Raw genomic sequence first — 22,816 nt, forward strand, 5'->3', positions numbered from 1 at the left:
CGACGTTGGGCGGGCGGCCTCCCCGACTCCCCGCAGACCCCCCGCCGTCGCCCGCCGGAGTCCGCTCCGGTCGCGTCCTCGGCATTTGCGCCCCGATGTTCGGCGAGCGGCTTCTCTGGCTCCCCTGCCGGCCGGCCGCCTTCGCCTCGCCGGGCCCGCATCCGGCGGCAGCGCCTCGCGGTTTCGGGTCGCCCGCCGGTCAGGCGAGGGCGTTGACGATTGTGGTGAAGGCGGTGGGGAGGCGGTGGGCGGCGGGGACGATCAGGCGGGCGGTTCGGGGGTGGGCGCGGGCGGTGAGGAGGGCTTCGGTGAGTACGCGGTGGCGGCGGGAGAGGCGGCGCCAGTCGCGCTCGTAGCGCTCGGGGCGGCCCGCCCGCACGGCCGCGACCAGGGCGCGGGCCGAGGCCAGGGCCAGCGCGACGCCCTCGCCGGTGAGCGCGTCGGTGTAGCCGGCCGCGTCGCCCACGAGCAGCACCCGGCCCGCGACGCGGCTGCGCACCCGCCGGCGCAGCGGTCCCGCGCCGCGTACCTCGCCGCCCGCCGCGTCCGCGAGCCGTTCGCGCAGGGCCGGGAATGCGGCGAGGTGGTCGGCGTAGGTGCGACCGCGCGGGCCGAGCATGGCGACGCCCACCAGGTCCGGGCCGACCGGAGTCACGTACGCCTCGCCGCGCGGCGACCAGTGCACCTCGACGAAATCGGTCCACGGCGCGATCCGGTAGTGCCGGCGCAGCCCGTACCGCCGCTCCCGCCGATCGCGCGGCGGGGGGCCGAGCGCGGCCCGCACGGGCGAGTGCAGCCCGTCGGCCGCCGCGAGCCAGCGTGCGGTCGATCCGGCCGCGGTCACCGAGTGCGCGTCCTGGCGGACCTCGCCGACCCGGCCGATCCGGTGCTCCACGCCGAGGGCCAGGGCTCGTTCGTACAGCGCCGCGTGCAGCGTGGTCCGGCGCACCCCGAGCCCCGGCCCGGCCCGGAACCGCGCCTCCACCGCGTGCCGGCTGTCCACGTACCGGATCCCGGCCAACGGCCGCCCGGCGGGCGCCACCCCGAGCGCGGCGAGCGCGGCCACCCCCGCCGGCATCAGCCCCTCGCCGCACGCCTTGTCCACCGGCGTCGGGCGCGGTTCGACCACCACCACACGCAGCCCCGCGAGCGCGCCGTGGATCGCGGTGGCCAACCCCGCCGGCCCACCACCCGCGACGAGCAGGTCGATCACGCGGTCGCCGCCGACAACGCGGCCGACTCGCAGCGGATCCGGACCACCATCAACGCGGCGTTGAGGGTGGTGAAGGCAAGCGCGGTGATCCAGGCGCCGTGCACCAGGGGCAGCGCCGCGCCCTCGACCGCCACCGCGACGTAGTTGGGGTGGCGCAGCCAGGAGAGCCGATACGGCCCGCGCCGGATCAGCGGCGACCCGGGCACGACCACTACCTGGGTATTCCAGTGCGGCCCGAGCGCGGTGATGCACCACCAGCGCAACGCCTGCGCGGCCACCGTGAGCGCGACCATGGTCCACCCGAGTGCGGGAAGGAACGGCCGGTCGGCCAGGCCGACTTCGAGTACGCATGCGGCCAGCAGACCCACGTGCAGCACGACCATCGGCGGATAGTGTCCCCGCCCGCTGACCACGCCGCCCCGAGCCAGGCTCCAGGCCAGGTTGCGCCGCGCGACCACGAGTTCGGCGAGCCGTTCGAGGGCGACCAGGCCGACCAGGCCGAAATACCAATACATCGCGACCTACCACTCCACCAGGACGAGTTCGGAGCAGAACCCGGGACCCATCGCGATCATCAGGCCCGGGGTCCCGGGTTTTGGCCGAGCGGCGATCGTGTCGCGCAGCACGTGCAGCACCGACGTCGAGGACAGGTTCCCGGTCGCGGCCAGGGAGCGCCAGGTCATGTCGAGGGCGCCGGCGGGCAGGTCCAGCGTCTCGGCGACTGCCTCCAGCACCCTGGGGCCGCCGGGGTGGCACACCCATGCGGTGATGTCGGCCGTGGTCAGGCCGTGGTCGGCGAGGAAGTCCCGGACGTCGCCGCCGAGATGGGTGCGAGCCATCTCCGGGACGTCGGCGCCGAGCACGATCCGAAAGCCGGAGCCGCCCACGTCCCAGCCCATCACCCGCTCCGAGTCGGGGTACATCCGGCTGCGGGCGGCGATCACCTTGGGCCCGCGCCCGTGTCCCGGCTCGCGGTCGTCCCCGCAGACCACCACCGCCGCCGCGCCGTCGCCGAACAGCGCGCTCGCCACCACGTTGGCCATCGACGGGTCGTCGCGCTGGAGGGTGAGCGAGCACAACTCGACCGAGACCAACACCGCGACCTCGTCGGGCCGATCGCGCAGGTAGTCGTGCAATCGGGCGATCCCGGCCGCGCCCGCCACGCAGCCCAGGCCGAACACCGGCAGCCGTTTGACGTCCTCGCGCAGGCCGAGCCGGCCGACCAGGCGCGCATCGACGGAGGGCACCGCCAGGCCGGTCACGGTGGTGAACAGGATCAGGTCCACGTCCCGCGCGCCGAACCCGGCGGCGCCGAGCGCGGACTCGATCGCCTCGGCGGCGAGGTCGACTGCGACCTCCAGCCAGACGTCGTTGGCCGCGCCGAAGTCCGCCAACTTGGCGTAGTGGTCGAGCGGCAGCGCCAGATGGCGGGTGTCCACCCGGGCACTGGCGTGCACCCGGTCGAGTACGCGCCGATCGGCGCCGGTCGGCAGGCACAGCGCCGCGAACGTGTCGGTGATCTCGGCCTGCGGGTATCGGTGCGGCGGCAGTGCACCACGGACGGCGGCGATGCGGGTCATGGCGATTCCCCTGCTGGATTAGGGGGCGAGGCTGGAATAGCGGGTGAAAAGGCAGGTATCGGGAGGCGGGAGAGGTAGGGAACGCTGGAACAGTGCCCAGCGGGAACACGGAACCCACGTCGTTTGCCCGTAGTTGCCGCCCGCATGCGCTCCGACCCGTCCGGTCCCACCGCCTGCTCGCCCGAAGGACACCCACGTGAGTGACACCGCAGCGCCGAACCACCCCACCCCGCGCCCCCTCGGCCGTCCCCTCGCCCGTCTGCGCGCCCGCCGCCGCGCCGGCACCCCTGACCACCCCGAACGGGCCCCCGTCGTCGGCCTCCTGCTCGCCTGCCACCCCGGCCCGACCGTCGCCGTCACCGCGTTGACCACCGGGCTCGCCCGCGCCGCCGGCCGGGACGCGCGCGGCTGCGTACTGGTCGGCGCGGCCGTACTCGCCGGGCAGTTGTCGGTCGGCTGGTGCAACGACGCGGTGGACGCCGAACGGGACCGGGCGGCTGAGCGCGGCGGCAAGCCGGTGGCGGCCGGCCTGGTCGGGGCCGATCGGGTGGCGCGCGCCGCCCGCCGCGCGCTCGTGGTGTGCGTTCCGCTGTCCTACGCGTCCGGGCCCGCGGCCGGCACCGCGCATCTGGTCGGCGTGGGTGCGGCCTGGGCGTACGACCTCGGGGTCAAGGGCACGGCCGGGTCGTGGGTGCCGTACGCGATCGGATTCGGCAGCCTGCCGGCGTTCGTCGCGTTCGGGCTGCCGGGCCGGCCCGGGCCCACCTGGTGGATCGTCGGCGCCGCCGCGCTCCTTGGGTGCGGGGCGCATCTGGCGGACGCGCTGCCGGACCTGGCCGGCGATCGTGCGACGGGGGTGCACGGCCTGCCGCACCGGCTCGGTTCGACCGGGGTGCGGGCGCTCACCCCACTGCCGCTCCTCGCCGCCACCGCGCTGCTCGCGTACGGCCGGCCGGATCGCGCGGGCCGACTCGCCCTGCTCGGCGCGGGCACGCTCGCCGCGGCCGGCGCCCTGCTCGGCGGCCGGCGGCCCCGGATCCCCTTCGCGTCCTCCGTGGCGGTCGCCGCGATCGACGTTGCGCTGCTGCTCCGCCGGGGTACCGGGATCGCACGGGCCGGTTCGCGTGACGTCGGACGATCATCACGCCAATGCGCGTAGACCCGTCCCCGCCAGAGCTGTTTCGGTATGCCCTGAAAAAGGGCTGATGGGATGAAATAGAGCGATCGCTGCTTGACAGTCTGTCAAATTGGATCTTCGTATTTAACAATCTGTCCCATTGTCCCGCTCAGAGCATCAGGAAATCATTCATGCCCATAGCTCGATCCAGGATCAGTCCAAACCGCCCGCAGATCGGTCACCCCGAGCCAGCTCGTGCCGTGCCGGCACCTCTGTCCCCTCACACTGGAGGAACCCGCACATGAGCGGTCGCTTCACCCACCGCCGTCTGATCGCGTCCGCCGCGACCCTGATCGCGGGATCCATGCTGTTGACCGCCTGCGGCGACGGCGGCGGCGACAGCGCGCTCGGCAAGAAGGACGAGAACGCCCCGTTCTTCAAGATGCTGCCGCCCGACGTCCAGAAGTCCGGCAAGATCACGATCGGCTCCGAGGTCGCCTACGCGCCCATCGAGTTCATGAAGGACGGCAAGGCGGTCGGCGTCGACCCCGAGCTGGCCGCGGCGCTCGCCAAGCAGCTGGGCGTCAAGTACGACTACAAGAACTCGCAGTTCGACTCGCTGATCACCGGCATCACGTCCAAGCGCTTCGACATCGTGATGTCGGCGATGACGGACAAGAAGGAACGCCAGGGCCAGGGCCTGTCGTTCGTCGACTACTTCCGCGCGGGCACCTCGATCCTGGTGCAGAAGGGCAACCCGCAGCACATCAAGTCGCTCGACGACCTGTGTGGGAAGACCGTCGCGCTCCAGCAGGCGACCACCAACGAGGACGTCGCCGCCGCCCAGTCCAAGAAGTGTGAGGAATCGGGCAAGGGCGCGATCACCATCCAGAAGTACGAGCACGACGGCGAGGCCCTGCTGAAGCTGAAGAGCGGCGCCGCCGCGGCCGACCTCAACGACTTCCCCGTCGCCGCGTACAACGCGCAGACCTCCGGCGACGGCAAGGACTTCGAGGTCACCGGCGACCAGATCGACGCCGGCCTGTACGGCATCGGCGTCGGCAAGGACAACACGCAGCTCCAGCAGGCGTTGAAGTCGGCCCTGGAGGCGCTGATCAAGAACGGCGAGTACGCCAAGATCCTGGCCAACTGGAAGGTCGAGGCCGGCGCCGTCACCGAGGTCACCATCAACGGCGCCACCTCCTGATCGCCGGGTCCGGCCCGCACCGTCGCCCGGCGGCCGGGCCGGACCCGAACCGCGCCCGCCCGACCGCGTCCGTACTCGTGCTCCAAGAGGAGGTCACCCGACCGTGACCACGCCCGCAACACCCCCTGCCGACAAACAGCCGGTCAAGCGGGAACCCATCAAGGCCATCCCCGTACCGCACTACGGCCGCTGGGTCGCCGCCGTCGTGGTCCTCGCCCTGGTCGGCCTGCTGATCAACGCGTTCGCGAGCGCGAAGATCCACTGGGACGTGACCGGCGACTACCTCTTCGACGACCAGATCATGAAGGGCGCCGGCAACACCCTGCTGATCAGCCTGGCGGCCATGGCGGTCGGGCTCGTCCTCGGTGTGCTGGCGGCGATCATGCGGCTGTCCGGCAACCCGGTCACCTCGACCGTCGCCTCGGTCTACATCTGGTTCTTCCGCGGCACCCCGGTCCTGGTGCAGTTGCTCATCTGGGGCAACCTCGCGCTGGTCTTCCCGACCATGCTCGGCCAGAACACCAACGACGTGATCACCCCGTTCATGGCGGCGCTGCTCGGCCTCGGCATCAACGAGGGCGCCTACATGGCGGAGATCGTGCGCTCCGGTATCCAGTCGGTGGACGAGGGCCAGACCGAGGCGGCGCACGCGCTCGGCATGTCCAAGGGCCGCACCCTGCGCCGGATCGTGCTGCCACAGGCGATGCGGGTGATCGTGCCGCCGACCGGCAACGAGTTCATCAACATGCTCAAGACGTCCTCGCTCGCCAGCGCGGTGGTCTATCCCGAAGTGCTGCAGAAGGCGAAGGACGTGTACACGCACAACCTCGCGGTGATGGAACTTCTCTTCGCCGCATGTTTCTGGTACCTGCTGCTGACCACGGTGTTCAGCATCGGCCAGTACTACCTCGAGCGCTACTTCGCTCGTGGATCCAGTCGAGCCTTGCCGCCCACGCCGCTCCAGCGGATCATGGCCAATGTGTTCAGCACCCGGCGCACGGGGGTCAAGTCCCGATGACGACCAATCTCGACAAGCCCGCCCCCCGCCCGGCCGAGCCCGGTCGGGTGATGGTCCGGGCCCAGGACGTCTGCAAGTCGTTCGGCCCGCTCGAAGTGCTCAAGGGCATCGACCTGGAGGTCGCGACCGGCGAGGTCATGTGCATCGTCGGCCCTTCCGGCTCCGGCAAGTCCACCTTCCTGCGCTGCATCAACCACCTGGAGAAGGTCAACGCCGGGCGGTTGTGGGTGGACGGCCATCTCGTCGGCTACCGGGAGAAGGACGGCAAGCTCTATGAGCTGAAGGACAGCGAGGTCGCGCTCAAGCGGCGCGACATCGGCATGGTCTTCCAGCGCTTCAACCTGTTCCCGCACATGACCGCCGCGGGCAACATCATGGAGGCGCCCACCCAGGTCAAGGGCATAAGCAAGACCGAGGCCCGGGCCCGCGCGCACGAGCTGCTGGCGCGGGTGGGTCTGGCCGACAAGGCCGACGCCTACCCCTCGCAGTTGTCCGGCGGCCAGCAGCAGCGGGTGGCCATCGCCCGGGCACTGGCGATGGACCCCAAGCTGATGCTCTTCGACGAGCCCACCTCGGCGCTCGACCCCGAACTGGTCGGCGAGGTGTTGGAGGTCATGCGCGGGCTGGCCGAGGACGGCATGACGATGATCGTGGTCACCCACGAGATGGGCTTCGCCCGCGAGGTGGGCGACTCATTGGTGTTCATGGACGACGGGTTGGTCGTCGAGGCGGGTCATCCGCGCGAGGTACTGGCCAACCCGCAACACGAGCGCACGAAGGCGTTCCTGTCCAAGGTGCTGTGACCTCGGCGTAGCGCGTGTCTCGTCGGGCCGGCGGCCGTCCTGCTCCGTCCGGGGCGGCTCGCCGGCCCGGACGGAGCAATTCCGTTCGAGGCGTGGCGCGCGTGGGGTAGGGGCACCGGTGTCGCCCGGCTCGGGAGTCCGGGGATCCACCACCGCGGAGGAATCCGTCATGCCGCACACCGCCGACCGCCTCGCCGCTCTGGCTCGGCAGGTCCTCGGCCGCCCGTCGCCGATCCGGATCCGGGCCTGGGACGGCAGCGAGGCCGGTCCGCCGGACGGTCCGGCGCTGGTCGTGCGCAATCGCCGCGCGCTGCGCCGACTGATGTGGTCGTCGGGCGAACTCGGCTTCGCCCGCGGCTGGGTGTCGGGCGATCTCGACGTGGACGGTGACCTCTACGACGCACTGACCCGGCTGTCCGGACTGGCGCTCAATCGCGACGAGCCGGTGCCGGCGGGGCCGCCGGCCGGCGTCTTTGGGGCGGCCCCGCGCGGGCCCGCCGCCCGGCTGCGCGAGGCCGGGCGTACCGCGCGCGACGCGGCCCGCCCGCTGGGCACGATGCTCTCCCTGACCGGCCTGCCGGTGCCGCCGCCGGCGCCCGCCGAGGAGATCCGGCGCCGCCGGGGCGTGCTGCACAGCGTGCGCCGCGACCAGGAGGCGATCCGGCACCACTACGACGTCGGCAACGACTTCTACGCCCTGGTCCTGGGTCCGTCGATGGTCTACTCCTGCGCCTATTGGGATCGCCCCGACGCGACGTTGGAGGACGCCCAGCGGGCGAAGCTGGACCTGATCTGCCGCAAGCTCGCGCTCGGTCCCGGCATGCGGCTGCTCGACGTCGGCTGCGGGTGGGGCTCGATGGCGCTGCACGCCGCCGAGCACTACGGCGTGCAGGTGGTCGGGATCACCATCTCGCACGAACAGGCCGACCTGGCCCGCAAACGTGTCTCCGAGGCGGGTCTGACGGGGCGGGTGGAGATCAGGATCCAGGACTACCGCGAGCACGCCGACGGCCCCTACGACGCGATCTCCTCGATCGGCATGGCCGAACACGTGGGCCGCGTGCAGTTCCGCGCCTACGCCGACACGCTGTACGAACTCCTGCGCCCCGGCGGCCGGTTGCTCAACCACCAGATCTCGCGCCGCCCGGTGCCGAACGAAGAGGCTTACCAGGTCGACGAGTTCATCGACCGCTACGTCTTCCCCGACGGCGAACTGGCCCCGATCGGCACCACGGTGTCGGTCCTGGAGGAGGCCGGCCTCGAAGTCCGCGACGTACACGCCCTACGCGAACACTACGCAACCACGCTGCGCGCATGGGTGGCCAACCTCGAATCCAACCAGGAGCAGGCAGCCCGCCTGACCACCCAGGGCAGAGCCCGCGTCTGGCGCCTGTACATGGCCGCCTCGGCCCTGGCCTTCGAACAGAACCGGATCGGCGTAAACCAGATCCTGGCCGTCAAAACCCCACCCACAGGCCGCTCCGGAATGCCCCCCACCCGAACCCTGTAGCCCCGGGCCGTCGCCTATCGCCCCCGCACCCACCAGGCATCCTGGGCGGCCTTGATCCTCTCCCACACCTCCCGAAACGCGTCCTCCGGCTCCGCCTCCCCCAAAATCGGCGGCTCCCCCCACTCCGCCACCGCCCCCACGGGACACCCAACCCGCTCCAAATCCGCCAACAACGCAAACCACGCGGGCCCTTCGGCCGGTTGAACGGTCGCAAGCATGCCGCCGTCCACGGCACAAAGCTCCGTAAGCGTCCCCTCGGCCCGAAGCCCCACGTCTTCCCCACCCACGTACCGCACCACCCGACCCACAACCGGAGGCGGCAGCCGAAGAATCACCAAGTCCCGCACATCGGCGGCGAATTCGGTCCCGGCACGCAGCCGCAAATGCACCTGCCGCCCCTGCACATCCATGAGCACCCCCTCCCGCCCCGAATACGCGTCCCGACACCACGCATGCCGATAGCGCTCAAAGAACTCCCGCCCCCGGTCGATGTCGTCCTGCGTACTCCCCGAAACGCACCGCCGAGTCGTCGATCGATATGCCATCGCGCGCACGTGTCCCTTCTCGTGAGTGCGGCCGACGCCGATTGCCCCGCTCGCACGGTTGAGGTGGGCACGCGATGTGCGTGGGCGGCTTGCCGCATCTGTGACCGTAGGGATGGTGCCGGGGGCGGACCAGGGGCGGTGTGGGCGACTTTGTCTGCAGGGTGGGACGTCGTGTCCTACTCGGTGGCGATTTGCAGGCGGTCGGCGAGGGCGAGGATCGGGGCGGAGCGGCGGTGTTCGCGGGAGGTCAGGTCGGTGATGACTCGGCGGGATGTGGCGTGGTAGCGGAGCCATTCCGGGGCGGTTTGTTCGGCTTTGAGGATGGCTTGTGTGGCCCTGGTGTCGTTGGCGAGGTCGATGTGGGCCAGGGCGCGGTCGACGTGGTGGCGGGCCTGCCAGGTGGGTGGGAGGTGGTGGAGGCCGGTGATGCGGCGGGCTTCGGTCAGGGCCTGTTCGGGGCGGTCCATTTCCACGTAGGCGTTGACCGTGGCGACGCGGGCGTTGGTGGGGCCGAACGGTGTGGCGTAGTCCGTGCGGTCCGTGCCGATGCGGGCGGCGGCGGCGTTGGCGAGGCGTAGGAACTCGGCGGCGGTGTCCTTGCGTTCGGCGCGCACCGCGGCGGAGGCGGCGCGTAGGAGAAGGATGCCCCACAGCGCGACATCGATCAGTGGTGTCTTCGTCAGCGACGGCTCGATCTTCTCCGCCGTTGCCTGGGCCACCCGTTGAGCGTCGTCTATCCGGCCCTGCTTGCTGAAGATCCAGGACAGCGTGGACATGCCGATGACTTCGAGGCGGGGGTCGTCGGAGTTGCGGGCCGCCGCGCCGCCGCGTTCCATCGCCGTGTACGCCGCGTCCTCCTTGCCGAGCGCGGCCAACGTGGTTGCCGCGACCTGGTATGCCTCGGCCAGTACGGCGAACGACGCGGCGCGGTCGGCGCCGGCGTGTTCGCGCGTGGCGGATCGGGCGTCCGCGATCAGGCGCGGCAGGATCGTTGCGATCTCCGACAACCTCCCCTCGCGGCGGATCGCCTCCGTCGACCGCAACGCCTCGCGCAGATCGTGCACGGACGGCGATTCGCCGTCGGCGACCGCCGTTTCGTCGTCGAGCAGTTCGGCGATGGGGGTCACCGCCCGGCGCAGTGCCAACAGGCTCGGGGACGGATCCCGGTCCGCCGTCGCCCCCTGGAACGTGGTCGGCTGCCCGATCAGCGTCGACGTCTCCACGTCGAGCGCGCCCGCGAGCGCGTTGAGTGTCGAAAGCCTGGCCGTGAGGCGCTGGTTCTGCTCCAGTTTGCGGACCACGTCGACGGACACCCCCGCGACGGCGGCGAGCGATTCCTGCGTGTGCCCCCTCCGCAGACGCAACCGCGCGATGCGGTCCCCGATGCTCTCTCGCATGGTCAGACTCCCGGCAGGTTGGGCGCTGCCCACCACGGTACGCCCCGATACGGGCGGGTCGGCAACGCGCGACGCCGGCGGCGAGGTGCTTGACCCTCACGTGGCGTCATGGCGCATTGTCGGGGGTGTGGAGGAGCACCTGACTGTGGGGCGTGTGGCCGAGTTGGCCTGTGTGAGCGTCCGGACGTTGCATCACTACGACGAGATCGGACTTGTGCGGCCGTCCGCGCGGACGGCGGCCGGGTACCGGGCGTACGCCGCCGGGGACGTGGAGCGGTTGCGGGAGGTGCTCGCCTATCGGCGACTCGGCTTCGGGCTGCGCGAGATCGCGGATCTGGTCGACGACCCCGACACCGACGCGGTCGCGCACCTGCGCCGATTGCGCGGTCTGCTGCTGGAACAGCGCGACCGGGCCACCGCCATGGTGACGGCCATCGACACGGAACTGGAGGCACGGGCAATGGGCATCAGAACCACCTCGGAGGACCAGCTGAAGGTATTCGGCGCACAGTTGTACGACACGATCGGATCCGCGTACCCGGTGACGCGCCGCACCGAGCCGCGCATCGCCGCGCGGGTCTGGGAAGCACTCGGCGACGCCCGAACCGTCCTGAACGTCGGCGCCGGCACCGGCTCGTACGAACCCCCGGACCGCGACGTGACCGCGGTGGAGCCGTCGGCGGTCATGCGGGCGCAGCGTCCCGCGGGCGCGGCCCCGTGCGTGGCGGCCGAAGCGGAGAGCCTCCCGTTCCCGGACCAGTCCTTCGACGCGGCCATGGCGTTCAGCACCATCCACCACTGGCGGGACCCGATCGCCGGGCTGCGCGAGATGCGGCGAGTGGCCCGGCGCGTGGTGGTGTTCACGCACGATGCCCACGACACCGCGTGGCGGGACCGGTTCTGGCTCATCCGCGAGTATCTGCCCGAGGTCACCGGACTCGTCGCCGGCCGGCCCTCGGTGCAGCGGTTGGCCGGCACGATCGGCGCCCGCCTGGAGCCGGTGCTCATCCCGTGGGATTGCGCCGACGGCTTCTTCGAGGCGTACTGGCGCCGTCCCGAGGCGTACCTGGACGAACCCGTGCGCCGCGCGATCTCGCTGTGGACCCGCGTCGGACCGGGGGCCGAACAGCGGGCGGTGGACCGGCTCCGCCACGACCTCGCCTCCGGCCGGTGGTCCGAGCGCAACGGCGACTTGGCCGACCTCGACGCGGCGGAACTGGGCCTGCGTCTGCTCGTGGCCTGAGGCCGAGCGCCGGGCCGGAGAAATGGTTGTCGGCAGCGTTTGATGGAAAGGCCCCCCGGTGAACGGGAGGGGGACCATTGGCCGTTCGTGTTGCGGCGCCCGTGCCGCGGAAGGTCGCGGCCGTCACGCTGGGGGTGCTGCTCGCGATTGTCTCGGCGGGTTGCGGCGGCGGTGCGGCGTCAAGCTCCGCGGAGCAGGACTCCACACCGGGCGAGGGACGACTGCGGAAGTACCTGGACGGCTATGTCGCATTGCTCAACGCGGGCGACGTACCGAAGTTGGCCCGACATCTCGACATCGGCGGCGACCGGGGCAGACAGGACGCCGAGTTGCGGATGAGCGAGCACGGCCGGCAGCAGTGGCGGGACGTCACCTACACGTGGGATCAGCCGGTCTCCGTCGACCTGTACGACGTCAGGATCAAGGCATTCGCCGCCGCCACGTCCTCGTGGGTGCGCGTCGACGAACAGATCGTCTGGAGCCGTTCGCGCGATCGGTGGATGATCGTGTCGCACGTTCCCGCGAAAGCCGACCCGAGGAAACCGCACTCGGGCACCGAGCGCAGCCCGGTGCCCGACCTCGACCCGAAGAGCCTCGCGCCGAAGGCGTGGCGCCCGAACTCAGGTTGAGTCCGCGGCCGTTCCTCCGATGGGATGGGCGGGGGCTTCAGTCCTGTCGGGCCCGGTCCAACCTGGCCTGGAGTTTGCGCATGCCGGTCAGCCAGCGGTCCGGGTCGGCGGCGCGGCCCGCGTACATCGGGGCCACGTCCGGGTGGGGCAGGATCAGGAACGGGGCGCCCGCCGCGACCGCGTCGACCACCATGTCGGCGACGTGCTCCGGCTCCACGGCGTCGTCGTCCAGGAGCAGGCGGGCGGCCGGGCCGGAGGCGTCCAGGAGGGCCGTACGCACGCCCCGAGGGCAGATCGCCTGGACCGTGATGCCCTTGGCGCCGTACGTGATCGCCATCCACTCGGCGAACGCGTACGCCGCGTGTTTGGTGACCGCGTACGCCGACGCGTCCAACATGGTGAGGAGCCCGGCGGCGGAGACCGTGGTGACCAGGTGGCCGCGACCGCGCGCCAGCCAGGCCGGGGTGAGCAGTCGCGCGGCGCGTACGTGCGCCATCACGTTGACGTCCCAGGACTGCTCCCACGCCTCCTCGGGCGCGTCCAGGCCGACACCCGCACCGACGCCGGCGTTGGCGCAGTAGATGTCGACCTCGCCGAGCGCCGCCCGGGCCCCGGAGACCAGCGCCGCGACGCCCGCCTCCGTGGCCGCGTCGCCCGGCAGCGCGACGGCGTCGATGTCGGCGGCCACCGCGTGGCACGCGTCCGGGTCGAGGTCGTTGACCACCACCCGCGCACCGGCGGCGGCGAAGCGGCGGGCCAGGGCCGCGCCGATCCCCGCGCCGCCCCCGGTGACCACCACGCCCGCCCCCGCGAGCACCGTCACCCCACACCGCCGGACAGGCTCACGCCGCCGTCGACCAGCAGCGTCTGGCCGGTGATCCACCCCGCCTGCTCGGACAGCAGGAACGCCACCGCGCCGGCCACGTCCTCGGGCACGCCGAGTCGCCCCATCGGGTACGCCGCCGCGACCTCCTCCTCGCGACCCTCGTACAGCGCGGTCGCGAAGACGGTCTTGACCACGGCCGGCGCGACCGCGTTCACTCGTACGCGCGGCCCGAGTTCGCTCGCGAGCTGCGCGGTCAGGTGGGTCAGCGCGGCCTTGCTCACGCCGTAGAACCCGATCCCCTGCGCGGGCCGCTCGCCGGCCATCGAGGACACGTTGACGATGGCACCGCCGTGTTCGCCCAGCCACGCCTTGTGCACCCGCTGGGTCCAGGCCAGCGCGGCGAGCAGGTTGACCTCCAGGATCTTGCGCCCGGCGTCGAGGTCGAGTTCGACCAGCGGGCCGTAGACGGGGTTGATCCCGGCGTTGTTGACCAGCATGTCGATCCGGCCGAACGCCTCCAGGGTCGCGGCCACGGCGGCGTCCTGGTGGGCCGGGTCGTGCGCCTTGCCCGCGACGCCGATGGCATGCTCCGGGCCACCGAGCGAGGCGACCACCTCGGCCAGGGTGTCCGCGCCGCGCGCGGTCACGCAGACCCGGTCGCCGCGCGCGACCAGCGCCTGGGCGATGCCCAGGCCGATGCCGCGGCTGGCGCCGGTGACGATGGCTACGGGGCGGGAGGTGTCGGTCACTGGGCGGCTGCCTCTCGGTCGGAACGGGGTGCGCGGGTCATGGTCCGCGTCAACGGGGTGCGCGGTTCACTGGTCCGCGTCTCGGTAGGGCTTGAGTTCGCGGTGGGCGAGCGAACGACGATGTACCTCGTCCGGTCCGTCGGCCAGGCGCAGTGTGCGGGCGTGCGTCCACAACGAGGCGAGGACGAAGTCCTGGGACAGGCCGCCGGCGCCGTGCGCCTGGATGGCCTTGTCCAGGATCCATTCCACGGTGCTCGGCGTGGCGATCTTGATCGACTGGATCTCGCGGTGCGCGCCGCGGTTGCCGACGGTGTCCATCAGCCACGCGGTCTTCAGCACGAGCAGCCGCAACTGCTCGATCCGCACCCGGGATTCGGCGATCCACTCCTGGATCACGCCCTGCTCGGCCAGCGGCCCGCCGAACGCCTCGCGCGCCAGTACCCGACGGCACATCAGTTCCAGGCCGCGCTCGGCCATCCCGATCAGCCGCATGCAGTGGTGGATCCGCCCGGGGCCCAGCCGGGCCTGGGCGATCGCGAAGCCGTCGCCGGCGTTGCCGACGAGGTTGGTCGCGGGCACCCGTACGTCCTCGAAGACCACCTCGGCGTGTCCGCCGTGCGGGCCGTCGGTGTAGCCGAAGACGTGCATCCCGCGACGGATGTCCACCCCCGGGGTGTCGCGCGGCACCAGGATCATGCTCTGCCGGCGGTGACGCGGCGCGTCGGGGTCGGTACGACCCATCACGACCAGGATCTCGCAGGTGGGCGCCATCGCCCCGGAGGACCACCACTTGCGGCCGTTGATCACGTAGTCGTCGCCGTCGCGCACGATGCTCGTGGTGATGTTGGTGGCGTCGGAGGAGGCCACGTCGGGTTCGGTCATGCAGAACGCCGAGCGGATGGTGCCGTCGAGCAGTGGCCGCAGCCAACGCTCGCGCTGCTCCGGGGTGCCGAAGTCGTGCAGCAGCTCCATGTTGCCGGTGTCCGGCGCGGCGCAGTTAAGCGCCTCCGGGGCCAGGTGCGGACTGCGCCCGGCGATCTCGGCCAGCGGTGCGTATTGCAGGTTGGTCAGCCCCGCGCCCTCCTCACCCGGCAGGAACAGGTTCCACAGGCCGCGTTTGCGCGCCTCGGCCTTCAGCTCCGCCAGCACCGGCGGGCGGCCCCACGGGTCGGCGCCCGGAGCGGCCACCTGTTCGTCGAACACGGCCTCGGCGGGGTAGACGTGTTCGGTCATGAACGCGAGCAGCCGCTCGCGCAGTTCCTCGGTCCGGGCGTCGTAGCCGAAGTCCACCGGCGTGTACCTCCTCCTGGGTCGTTCCCGAGTCGACGGCGTCGAGTCCGTAGGGTTTTCGCGAGGCGTGCACGGAACACGACGCGCCCGATTCACGGTACCGACCGGTCGGTATCTTGGCTAGACTGGCGTGCGTACGCTCCCGCGAAAGGTTGAACATCATGGCGGCAAGAGGTCGCGGAAACGCGGCGCCGGTCGAGTCCGACGCCGACGGGGCGTCGCTGCCGCAGCGGTTGGTGCGCATCGCCTCGCGGATGTTCGCCGAGCGCGGCTTCGAGAGCACCTCGGTCCAGGAGATCGTGGCCGCCGCGGGGGTCACCAAGGGTGCGATGTACCACTACTACGCGTCCAAGGACGACCTCCTCGTCGAGATCTACCACCGCATGCTGGCGATGCAGACCAAACGCCTGAACACCATCGCCGACGGAGCCGAGCCGGTGCTCGACCGACTGCGCGAGGCCGCCGCCGACGTGGTGGTCACCACCCTCGGCAACATCGACGACGCGGTGGTCTACTTCCGCTCGATGCACCTGCTCGCGCCCGACAAGAGCGCCGAGATCCGGGCCGAACGTCGGCGCTACCACGAGCGGTTCCGCGCACTGATCGAACAGGGCCAGCGCGAGGGCCTGTTGCGCCGAGACGTGTCGGCAGACATCGCCACGCACAACTTCTTCGGCGGCGTGCACCACCTGAACAGCTGGTACCAGTTCGACGGGCCGATGTCGCCGCGCGAGGTCGGCGACGCGTTCGCCGACCTGCTGCTGCACGGGCTGGCGCCGACGGCGGCGCGCTGAAAATCCCGTGGCATCGGCGTCGCGGCAGCGCCCACAATCGAACATGCTCACCGATCATTGGCCGGTATTCGGCATCCGCGTGACCACGCCCAGACTGGAACTGCGCCCGGCGACCCAGGACGACCTGGTGGCGCTGGTGGAACTGGCCGAGAAGGGTGTGCACGCTCCCGACTACATGCCGTTCAGCCGGCCGTGGACGCGCGAGCCGCAACCGGCCAAGGCCCGGAACGCGCTGCGCTTCTACTGGAGTACGTGGGCCAACTGGCAGCCGGACGACTGGCGCCTGCTGCTTGCCGTCGTGCACGAGGGCCGGGTGATCGGCACCCAGGAGGGCAGCGCCAAGGACTTCGCCCACCGGCGCGAGATCGGCTCGGGCTCGTGGCTGGGCCTGGCCCACCAGGGGCAGGGATTCGGCACCGAGATGCGCGCGGGGTTGTTGGAACTGGCCTTCACCGGCCTGGGCGCACGATGGGCGATCTCGGCCGCCCTGTTCGACAACGCTCCGTCGCTGGCGGTCTCGCGCCGCCTGGGCTACGTCGACGACGGCATCGACGTCCTGCCGCACGACGGTGCGCCTCGCCCCTTCCAACGCCTGCGGCTGACCCGCGAGGCGTGGTCGGCGCATCGCACCACCCCGGTCGAGGTCACGGGCCTGGACGCCTGCCGGGACATGTTCGGCGCATAGCCTTCCGGCGGCGACGGCCGGTGCGGCGCTGGTCGGGCCGGCACTCAGGCGGGGTCGAAGACCAGCTGCTTGCTCAGCGTGGAGCGTACGGGCGAGCGTTCGACGCGCTCCATGACCGCTTCCCGGTGGGCCTCCATGGCCGGGTCCAGCACGAGTTCGTACCGGAACCGGGTCTGCGCCTCACCGCGCTCCAGGTGCACGCGCACGTCCACGTCGGCGTCGTCGACGCCCAGGTCCGCCAGGGCCATGCGCGCGGAGATGGCCATGCACGTGGCCAGTGCCGCCTCCAGCAGTTCGTGCGGCCGCATCCCGGCCGAGCCGCCGATGCCGCCCTTGAGGGTGTCGGCCATGCCCTCGTTGTCGTCGGTCCCAAACCTGACCTGCCAGGGAGTCGGCAACGCCGTCGCCTCGATCATGTGCCTCGCACCCAACTCTCCGTCGGAAACCGATCAGGATCAGGAGGGTAACGACAAGACCACATACCGAGAACGGGATTCCGAATGATGGACCGCCCATCGGCGTGCGCCGGATTCGACCGGCGGCCGGCGACGGGCCCACCCCGTCGCCGGCTGCCCTGTCAGGGCCCGCTCAGCCCCGTCCGAGCGCCGCCAACTGCTCGGCGAATGGCACGACTTCGTCGATCGCGTCGGTCGCGGAGGACGCCGGCCGAGTCGCCGGGTGTGGCGGCAACCCGACCACCAAGTCGGCCAGTTCGCCGCCTGCGCGAGCGATCCGCGTGCCCACTCCCTCGACGCCTTCCCCGGCCGCCGTACCCCATTCGTCGGTGGCCACGAACACCGAGGTCGGTACGACCGTGGCCCGCAGATAGGCGAACAGCGGGCGCAGCGCGTGCTCCAGGGCGAGCGAGTGCCGCGCCGTGCCGCCGGTCGCCGCGATCAGCACCGGCTTTCCGATCAGCGCGGTGTTGTCCAAGACGTCGAAGAACGACTTGAACAGCCCGCTGTAGGACGCGCTGAAGATCGGCGAGACCACGACCAGCGCATCGGCCGCGACCACCGTGTCGATCGCGGCCCGCAACCCGGGCGGCGGGAAGCCGGTGACCAGGTTGTGCGCGATGTCCACGGCGAGATCGCGCAGTTCGATCGTGTGCGCCTCGACCGCGACCTCCCGCTCGTCCAGTCGCCGGCGGGTCGCCTCGGCGAGCCGGTCGCCGAGCAGCCGGGTGGACGACGGTTTGCCGAGTCCGGCCGAGACGACGACGAGCTTCAGCGGTTCTGCCATCACTGTTACCTTCTCCCTTTCCACACCGGTGGGTTCGCTGCCGTCAGGACGTCTGCGGGACGGCATCGGCCGGCACCGCCGCCGCGTCGCGCCGGGCGACCAGCGCCGCGTGAGTGGGGCCGTCCGGCACCCCGGCCGGGCGTCGGGCGGCGAACTCCTTGCGCAGCACCGGCAGTACCTCCTCGCCGAACAGGTCGAGCTGTTCGAGCACGGTCTTCAGCGGCAGGCCCGCGTGGTCCATCAGGAACAGCTGGCGCTGGTAGTCGCCGAACGAGTCGCGGAAGGTCAGCGTCTTGTCGATGACCTCCTGCGGGCTGCCCACGGTCAGCGGCGTCTGGTCGGTGAACTCCTCCAACGACGGACCGTGCCCGTACACCGGCGCGTTGTCGAAGTAGGGCCGGAACTCGCGTACCGCCTCCTGCGAGTTGCGCCGCATGAAGATCTGTCCGCCGACGCCGACGATGGCCTGGTCGCGCGTACCGTGCCCGTAGTGCTCGAAGCGGTCCCGGTAGAGGTTGATCAGGCGCACGAAGTGGTCGCGCGGCCAGAAGATGTTGTTGGCGAAGAACCCGTCGCCGTAGTAGGCCGCCTGCTCGGCGATCTCCGGGCTGCGGATCGACCCGTGCCAGACGAACGGCGGCACGCCGTCCAGCGGGCGCGGCGTCGACGTGAAGCTCTGCAGCGGGGTACGGAAACGACCCTCCCAGTCCACCACTTCCTTGCGCCACAGCTCGTGGAGCAGCGCGTAGTTCTCGATCGCCAGCGGAATGCCCTGACGGATGTCCTGGCCGAACCACGGGTACACCGGCCCGGTATTGCCGCGCCCCATCATCAGGTCCACCCGGCCGTCGGCCAGGTGCTGGAGCATCGCGTAGTCCTCGGCGATCTTCACCGGGTCGTTGGTGGTGATCAGCGTCGTGGACGTGGAGAGGATGATCCGCTCGGTCCGCGCGGCGATGTAGCCGAGCATCGTGGTCGGCGAGGACGGCACGAACGGCGGATTGTGGTGCTCACCGGTGGCGAACACGTCCATGCCGATCTCTTCGGCCTTGAGCGCGATGGCCACCATCGCCTTGATCCGCTCGTGCTCGGTCGGCTCCCGACCGGTCGTGGGGTCGACGGTGACGTCACCGACGGTGAAGATCCCGAACTGCACGATGACCACTCTCTCAGTAGTTGAACTCTCAATCACCCCGTCCAAGCAGAATCCCACGCCGGGTATTCCCACCCACCCGCACCCCCGCACAGCCGGGCGCAGCGGGGGCGGCGGGCGCGGACGGGGCGGCGGGCGCGCGGACGGCGGCGGGCGCGGACGGGGCGGCGGGCGCGCGGACGGGGGCGGGCGCGGACGGGCGGGAGCGAGCGCGGGCGGGGGCGGGTAGTCGGTGCAGGCACAGCGGGCAGGCGCGGCGGGCGGCGGGGGCGGCGGGGGCGGCCGGATTCGAAGCACTCGACAAAACCGGGCGCTACCTGCTGATCCTGCCGCTGCTCCAAGCCCTCACCCCGGAGGCCAGGCAGCTCCGCCTCGACAAGGCCCTGAACGTACTGGACAGTGCCGACCGCCCGGAATGAGCAGCAGCCTCGACCCCGGAACGCCCCGAGGCAATGCACCCGGCAACCGACACGGGACGATCCGGGCCGGCAAGCCACGGGACGCGCCCACTCGCGCACGATCCGCACCCCGCCCCCGGGATCCGCCCCGGCCACGCGACCGTCCGCTGCCGCGTCGCCGGCACGGGTTGCCAAAACCGTCGCCGCCGTGGACCGCCCCGGATTCGATCGACGGACGCCACCGGGGCGAGGTCTAGTCGCGGAGGATTCGCAGGCTGACCTCGAGTTCCGTCTCCGTCACCCGGCCGGCTGCTGCCGGGTCGCCTGCTCGGATTGCGGCGACCATGGCCGCGTGGGCATCGGCTCCCGGGTCGGGTGCGGCTGCTCGCAGGCCCTGTGCGTCCATCGCGGCCAGGAGGTCCAGGAGGCCGGGGCGCATGGTCACCTGGAAGACCGCGAACAAGTCCGTGAGCACCTCGTTGTGTGCCGCCGCCACGATTGCCGCGTGGAACGCGATGTCGGCATCGATGTACGCCTCGTCGTCGCCGAGCGCCGCAGCCCGCGCGCGCAGTCGGGCGTCCAGTACCGCCAAGTCCTCGTCCGTGCGCCGCTCTGCCGCCAACATCGCGGCCCGCACCTCGATCAGGTTGCGCACCTCGTACACCTCGACCGCCGACGCCCGCCGCAGCCGCGCGGTCAGGTCCTCCGTCGGCTCGGTCGCGATCACGAAAACGCCGGACCCCTGACGCGACTCGACCAACCCGGCACCGGCCAGCGCACGGATCGCCTCCCGCACCGTCGACCGGCCGATGCCGAGTTCCCGGCCGAGTGCCACCTCGCCGGGCAGTTTCGTCCCGATCGGCCAGCGCCCGGTGGCGATCTGGTCCCGAAGCCGTTCGGCCGCCTGGCCGACCAGCGGGTTGCGGCGCAGGGGGCCGAACGTCATCGTGTGTCGCCTTACGTCATGGCTGCTGCATCTCAGGTTGTCTGATGAATCCTATCCCGCGTCAACCCGCGCCCGGTTCACCGCCGACAACGTCGCCTGCACCGAGGCCGCCAGGATCGACGTGTCGATCCCCACGCCCCACCGGGTCGCTCCGTCCACCCGGCACTCGACATACGCCGCCGCCTGCCGATCCTCGCCCGCGCCGATCGAGTGCTCGACGTAGTCCAGGATCTCGACCCGGATCCCGGCCGTACCCAGCGCTGCCGTCAGGGCCGACAGCGGCCCGTTGCCTTCCCCGACCACCGCCCGCGACCCCGAAGACGACCCCGCATGTGACCCCGAAGGCGACCCGACGAGCGTCCCGCTGAATCGATGCCGCCCCGCCGCCGGTTCCTCGGCGCGCCACCCCGTGATCTCCACCGGCGTACGCCGCTCCAGATACTCCCGCCCGAACAGCGCCCCCAACTCGCCCGCGCCGATCTCCTCGCCGCTGTCGTCGGTGGCCTCCTGAACCACCCGGGAGAACTCGATCTGGAGCCGACGCGGCAGGTCCAGGCCGTGTGCGCTCTGCATCAGGTAGGCGACGCCACCCTTGCCGGACTGGCTGTTGACCCGAATCACCGCCTCGTAGTCGCGCCCGACGTCGGCGGGGTCGATGGGCAGATACGGCAGGTTCCACGGCGCCCGATCCTCCTCCACCCCCAGCCGCGCGGCCTCGCGCGTGTGGTGCGCGAACCCCTTTCTGATCGCGTCCTGATGCGTTCCGGAGAACGCGGTGTGGACCAGGTCCCCGCCGTACGGATGCCGGGCGTGCACATCGATCCGGTTCGCGTATTCCACCGTGCGCCGGATCTCGTCGATGTCGGAGAAGTCGATCATCGGGTCCACTCCCTGCGTGTACAGGTTCAGCGCGAGCGTGACCAGGTCCACGTTGCCGGTCCGCTCGCCGTTGCCGAACAGGCAGCCCTCGATCCGCTGCGCCCCCGCGAGCAGCGCCAACTCGGCGCACGCGACGCCCGTCCCGCGGTCGTTGTGCGGATGCACGGACAGCACGACCGCGTCCCGGCGGGCCAGATGGCGGTGCATGTACTCGATCTGATCCGCGTACACGTTCGGCGTGGCGATCTCGACCGTGGCCGGCAGGTTGTGGATCACCGGCCGATCCGGGCTCGCGTCCCACAGTTCGGTGAGGCTGTCGCACACCTCCAGGACGTAGTCGGGTTCGGTCAGGTTGAACACCTCAGGCGAGAACTGGAACCGGATGTCCGCCCCGGGTCGCGCGTCGGCCCCGCGCGCCACGTCCTTCGCGCCGGCCAGGATCAGCGCGTGCAGCGCGGCCCGGTCGTGGCCGAGTACGACCTCGCGCCAGGTCGGCGCGGTCGCGGTGTACATGTGTACGACCGCGTGCGGCAGGCCCTCGATCGATTGGTGCGTACGTTCGATCAGGTCGGTCCGCGCGGCGGTGAAGACCACGACGGTGACGTCGTCCGGGACCGCGTCGCTCTCCGCCAGATGCCGGACGAAGTCGAAGTCGGCGCGGCTCGCCGAAGGGTAGCCGACCTCGATCTCCTTGTAGCCCATCGCCACCAGCAGATCGAACATCCGGCGTTTGCGTACGGGGTCCATCGGCTCGGCCAGCGCCTGATTGCCGTCGCGCAGGTCCACCGGGACCCACAGCGGCGCCTGCTCGATGCGATGGTTCGGCCAACTCCGCCGGGCCGGGTCGACATCGACGCGGACCCGCTCGTGCGCCGGGCGGTAGCGGTGGTGCGGCATCGTGCCGGGACGTTGCCGGTTCCAGTGCGGGCGGCCCTCGGGGATCGGGCCCGCGGGGGTGCGCAGGGTGGGGAAGGTGTGGTTGGTCATACGGTCGGTCATGGTGCGGGATCGTCCTCGCCGCTCGGAGGGGTCGACCGGCGACACCGAACCCCGCGGCGGGGTGCCGGTCGGATCAGGCCCCGCCGCGGCGGCCGAGAAGAAGGACCACGCGCAGCTTCATATCCGGGACGATAGCACAACTTGTCTGACAACCTGATGTCTTGGTGTATGGCAGGGTCCGAATCAAGCCGCGGCCCACAACGCGAAGGAGGCGCCGACCCGGTTGTCCGGGGGCGCCTCCTCGTACCGACCGCGTGGTGTCGGGACGTGCGAAACGGTGTCGTGTGGTTCAGAGATTGCTCAGCTTCGCGTAGGGACGGCAGATGCGTTCCTGGCGCGATCCGAAGTCGACAGTGACCGCGATGTCCTCTTCGACACCGACGATCCGACCGAGTCCGTACTGATCGTGCGTCACTCGAGCACCGAGTTCGAAATCCTCGATGATGGGAGCGACCGGGACATTGAAGGGACTGGTGGGCAGAATGCGCCGGGTCACGGCTGAGGTCGTCATCTCCCTCAGTATGCGCCTGTCGGGTGACGCGTGGGGCGTTCCGGGGCGGTATAGGCGAAGCCGTAACCGGAAAGTGTCCCCA

24 protein-coding genes are annotated in these 22,816 nt (G+C 71.2%); 10 read left to right on the forward strand and 14 right to left on the reverse strand.

The genetic code is table 11. The features are described from left to right. Window positions 1-199: 199 nt before the first annotated feature. From ACFXKZ_RS09210 to ACFXKZ_RS09220, 3 genes are read right to left on the reverse strand one after another with little or no spacing between them, the layout of a single operon-like run. Window positions 200-1,213, reverse strand: coding sequence for an NAD(P)/FAD-dependent oxidoreductase (locus tag ACFXKZ_RS09210; protein WP_379998123.1), 1,014 nt, complete (start codon window positions 1,211-1,213; stop codon window positions 200-202). Beyond that, entirely contained in the window at window positions 1,210-1,728 is a 519-nt protein-coding gene (locus ACFXKZ_RS09215; protein ID WP_379998125.1) for an isoprenylcysteine carboxyl methyltransferase family protein, read from the reverse strand. Before ACFXKZ_RS09215 ends, ACFXKZ_RS09210 begins: the two co-directional genes overlap by 4 nt. A gap of 6 nt (window positions 1,729-1,734) precedes the next feature. Continuing rightward, the gene (locus tag ACFXKZ_RS09220) at window positions 1,735-2,793 is read right to left on the reverse strand and encodes a type III polyketide synthase (protein WP_379998127.1); all 1,059 of its coding nucleotides are present in this window, start codon (window positions 2,791-2,793) and stop codon (window positions 1,735-1,737) included. A 196-nt stretch (window positions 2,794-2,989) separates the two neighbouring features. Between ACFXKZ_RS09220 and ACFXKZ_RS09225 the strand changes: the two genes are divergently transcribed. The 5 genes from ACFXKZ_RS09225 to ACFXKZ_RS09245 all read left to right on the forward strand — a co-directional run bounded on the left by ACFXKZ_RS09225 (window position 2,990) and on the right by ACFXKZ_RS09245 (window position 8,448). Then, complete coding sequence (locus ACFXKZ_RS09225; protein WP_379998129.1) at window positions 2,990-3,952, forward strand: UbiA family prenyltransferase; 963 nt, start codon at window positions 2,990-2,992, stop codon at window positions 3,950-3,952. Window positions 3,953-4,211: 259 nt separating this feature from the next. Continuing rightward, window positions 4,212-5,117 (forward strand): ABC transporter substrate-binding protein, encoded by a 906-nt coding sequence (locus ACFXKZ_RS09230; protein WP_379998131.1) that lies wholly within the window; start codon window positions 4,212-4,214, stop codon window positions 5,115-5,117. Window positions 5,118-5,220: 103 nt separating this feature from the next. Then, entirely contained in the window at window positions 5,221-6,135 is a 915-nt protein-coding gene (locus ACFXKZ_RS09235) for an amino acid ABC transporter permease (RefSeq protein ID WP_379998133.1), read from the forward strand. A gap of 50 nt (window positions 6,136-6,185) precedes the next feature. Then, window positions 6,186-6,938 carry an amino acid ABC transporter ATP-binding protein gene (locus tag ACFXKZ_RS09240; protein WP_379998684.1) on the forward strand — a complete coding sequence of 251 codons (753 nt, stop codon included), beginning with the start codon at window positions 6,186-6,188 and terminating at the stop codon, window positions 6,936-6,938. 169 nt (window positions 6,939-7,107) lie between these two features. Continuing rightward, on the forward strand, window positions 7,108-8,448 hold the full coding sequence (locus ACFXKZ_RS09245) for a class I SAM-dependent methyltransferase (protein ID WP_379998135.1): 1,341 nt from the start codon (window positions 7,108-7,110) through the stop codon (window positions 8,446-8,448). Between the two features lie 14 nt (window positions 8,449-8,462). On the opposite strand, the gene ACFXKZ_RS09250 is transcribed toward ACFXKZ_RS09245, so the two are convergent. Together ACFXKZ_RS09250 and ACFXKZ_RS09255 are read right to left on the reverse strand one after the other, a co-directional pair. Beyond that, window positions 8,463-8,858: a hypothetical protein gene (locus ACFXKZ_RS09250; RefSeq protein WP_379998137.1), complete on the reverse strand. Its 396-nt coding sequence runs from the start codon at window positions 8,856-8,858 to the stop codon at window positions 8,463-8,465. 311 nt (window positions 8,859-9,169) lie between these two features. Further along, window positions 9,170-10,390: a helix-turn-helix domain-containing protein gene (locus ACFXKZ_RS09255; protein WP_379998139.1), complete on the reverse strand. Its 1,221-nt coding sequence runs from the start codon at window positions 10,388-10,390 to the stop codon at window positions 9,170-9,172. Window positions 10,391-10,544: 154 nt separating this feature from the next. On the opposite strand from ACFXKZ_RS09255, the gene ACFXKZ_RS09260 reads away from it, so the two are divergent. Both ACFXKZ_RS09260 and ACFXKZ_RS09265 read left to right on the forward strand, forming a co-directional pair. Next, window positions 10,545-11,633 carry a methyltransferase domain-containing protein gene (locus ACFXKZ_RS09260; RefSeq protein ID WP_379998686.1) on the forward strand — a complete coding sequence of 363 codons (1,089 nt, stop codon included), beginning with the start codon at window positions 10,545-10,547 and terminating at the stop codon, window positions 11,631-11,633. A 77-nt stretch (window positions 11,634-11,710) separates the two neighbouring features. Continuing rightward, entirely contained in the window at window positions 11,711-12,262 is a 552-nt protein-coding gene (locus tag ACFXKZ_RS09265; protein ID WP_379998141.1) for a hypothetical protein, read from the forward strand. Between the two features lie 37 nt (window positions 12,263-12,299). Here ACFXKZ_RS09265 and ACFXKZ_RS09270 read toward each other — a convergent pair whose 3' ends face one another. The 3 genes from ACFXKZ_RS09270 to ACFXKZ_RS09280 all read right to left on the reverse strand — a co-directional run bounded on the left by ACFXKZ_RS09270 (window position 12,300) and on the right by ACFXKZ_RS09280 (window position 15,127). Beyond that, on the reverse strand, window positions 12,300-13,085 hold the full coding sequence (locus tag ACFXKZ_RS09270; protein WP_379998143.1) for an SDR family oxidoreductase: 786 nt from the start codon (window positions 13,083-13,085) through the stop codon (window positions 12,300-12,302). Further along, window positions 13,082-13,837: an SDR family oxidoreductase gene (locus ACFXKZ_RS09275; protein ID WP_379998146.1), complete on the reverse strand. Its 756-nt coding sequence runs from the start codon at window positions 13,835-13,837 to the stop codon at window positions 13,082-13,084. The genes ACFXKZ_RS09270 and ACFXKZ_RS09275 overlap by 4 nt, the downstream gene beginning before the upstream one ends. 66 nt (window positions 13,838-13,903) lie before the next feature. Continuing rightward, complete coding sequence (locus tag ACFXKZ_RS09280) at window positions 13,904-15,127, reverse strand: acyl-CoA dehydrogenase family protein (protein WP_379998148.1); 1,224 nt, start codon at window positions 15,125-15,127, stop codon at window positions 13,904-13,906. 161 nt (window positions 15,128-15,288) lie between these two features. Between ACFXKZ_RS09280 and ACFXKZ_RS09285 the strand changes: the two genes are divergently transcribed. Further along, window positions 15,289-15,921, forward strand: a complete 633-nt coding sequence (locus ACFXKZ_RS09285; protein WP_379998151.1) for a TetR/AcrR family transcriptional regulator — start codon at window positions 15,289-15,291, stop codon at window positions 15,919-15,921. A 43-nt stretch (window positions 15,922-15,964) separates the two neighbouring features. Continuing rightward, window positions 15,965-16,606: a GNAT family N-acetyltransferase gene (locus ACFXKZ_RS09290; protein WP_379998154.1), complete on the forward strand. Its 642-nt coding sequence runs from the start codon at window positions 15,965-15,967 to the stop codon at window positions 16,604-16,606. A gap of 44 nt (window positions 16,607-16,650) precedes the next feature. Here ACFXKZ_RS09290 and ACFXKZ_RS09295 read toward each other — a convergent pair whose 3' ends face one another. From ACFXKZ_RS09295 to ACFXKZ_RS09305, 3 genes are all read right to left on the reverse strand, one after another. After that, complete coding sequence (locus ACFXKZ_RS09295; RefSeq protein WP_379998156.1) at window positions 16,651-17,022, reverse strand: OsmC family protein; 372 nt, start codon at window positions 17,020-17,022, stop codon at window positions 16,651-16,653. 172 nt (window positions 17,023-17,194) lie between these two features. Then, entirely contained in the window at window positions 17,195-17,848 is a 654-nt protein-coding gene (locus ACFXKZ_RS09300; RefSeq protein WP_379998158.1) for an FMN reductase, read from the reverse strand. A gap of 43 nt (window positions 17,849-17,891) precedes the next feature. Continuing rightward, complete coding sequence (locus ACFXKZ_RS09305; RefSeq protein ID WP_379998160.1) at window positions 17,892-19,004, reverse strand: LLM class flavin-dependent oxidoreductase; 1,113 nt, start codon at window positions 19,002-19,004, stop codon at window positions 17,892-17,894. A 20-nt stretch (window positions 19,005-19,024) separates the two neighbouring features. On the opposite strand from ACFXKZ_RS09305, the gene ACFXKZ_RS09310 reads away from it, so the two are divergent. Next, window positions 19,025-19,420 carry a hypothetical protein gene (locus ACFXKZ_RS09310; RefSeq protein ID WP_379998162.1) on the forward strand — a complete coding sequence of 132 codons (396 nt, stop codon included), beginning with the start codon at window positions 19,025-19,027 and terminating at the stop codon, window positions 19,418-19,420. A gap of 232 nt (window positions 19,421-19,652) precedes the next feature. Here ACFXKZ_RS09310 and ACFXKZ_RS09315 read toward each other — a convergent pair whose 3' ends face one another. The 3 genes from ACFXKZ_RS09315 to ACFXKZ_RS09325 form a co-directional block, all read right to left on the reverse strand. Next, complete coding sequence (locus ACFXKZ_RS09315) at window positions 19,653-20,345, reverse strand: FadR/GntR family transcriptional regulator (RefSeq protein ID WP_379998164.1); 693 nt, start codon at window positions 20,343-20,345, stop codon at window positions 19,653-19,655. Between the two features lie 51 nt (window positions 20,346-20,396). Further along, window positions 20,397-22,223, reverse strand: a complete 1,827-nt coding sequence (leuA, locus tag ACFXKZ_RS09320; RefSeq protein WP_379998166.1) for a 2-isopropylmalate synthase — start codon at window positions 22,221-22,223, stop codon at window positions 20,397-20,399. Between the two features lie 289 nt (window positions 22,224-22,512). Next, complete coding sequence (locus ACFXKZ_RS09325; protein WP_026218929.1) at window positions 22,513-22,734, reverse strand: hypothetical protein; 222 nt, start codon at window positions 22,732-22,734, stop codon at window positions 22,513-22,515. Between the last annotated feature and the right edge of the window lie 82 nt (window positions 22,735-22,816).

Source organism: Embleya sp. NPDC059237 (genome assembly GCF_042754105.1).
In the GTDB taxonomy this organism is placed as follows: domain Bacteria; phylum Actinomycetota; class Actinomycetes; order Streptomycetales; family Streptomycetaceae; genus Embleya.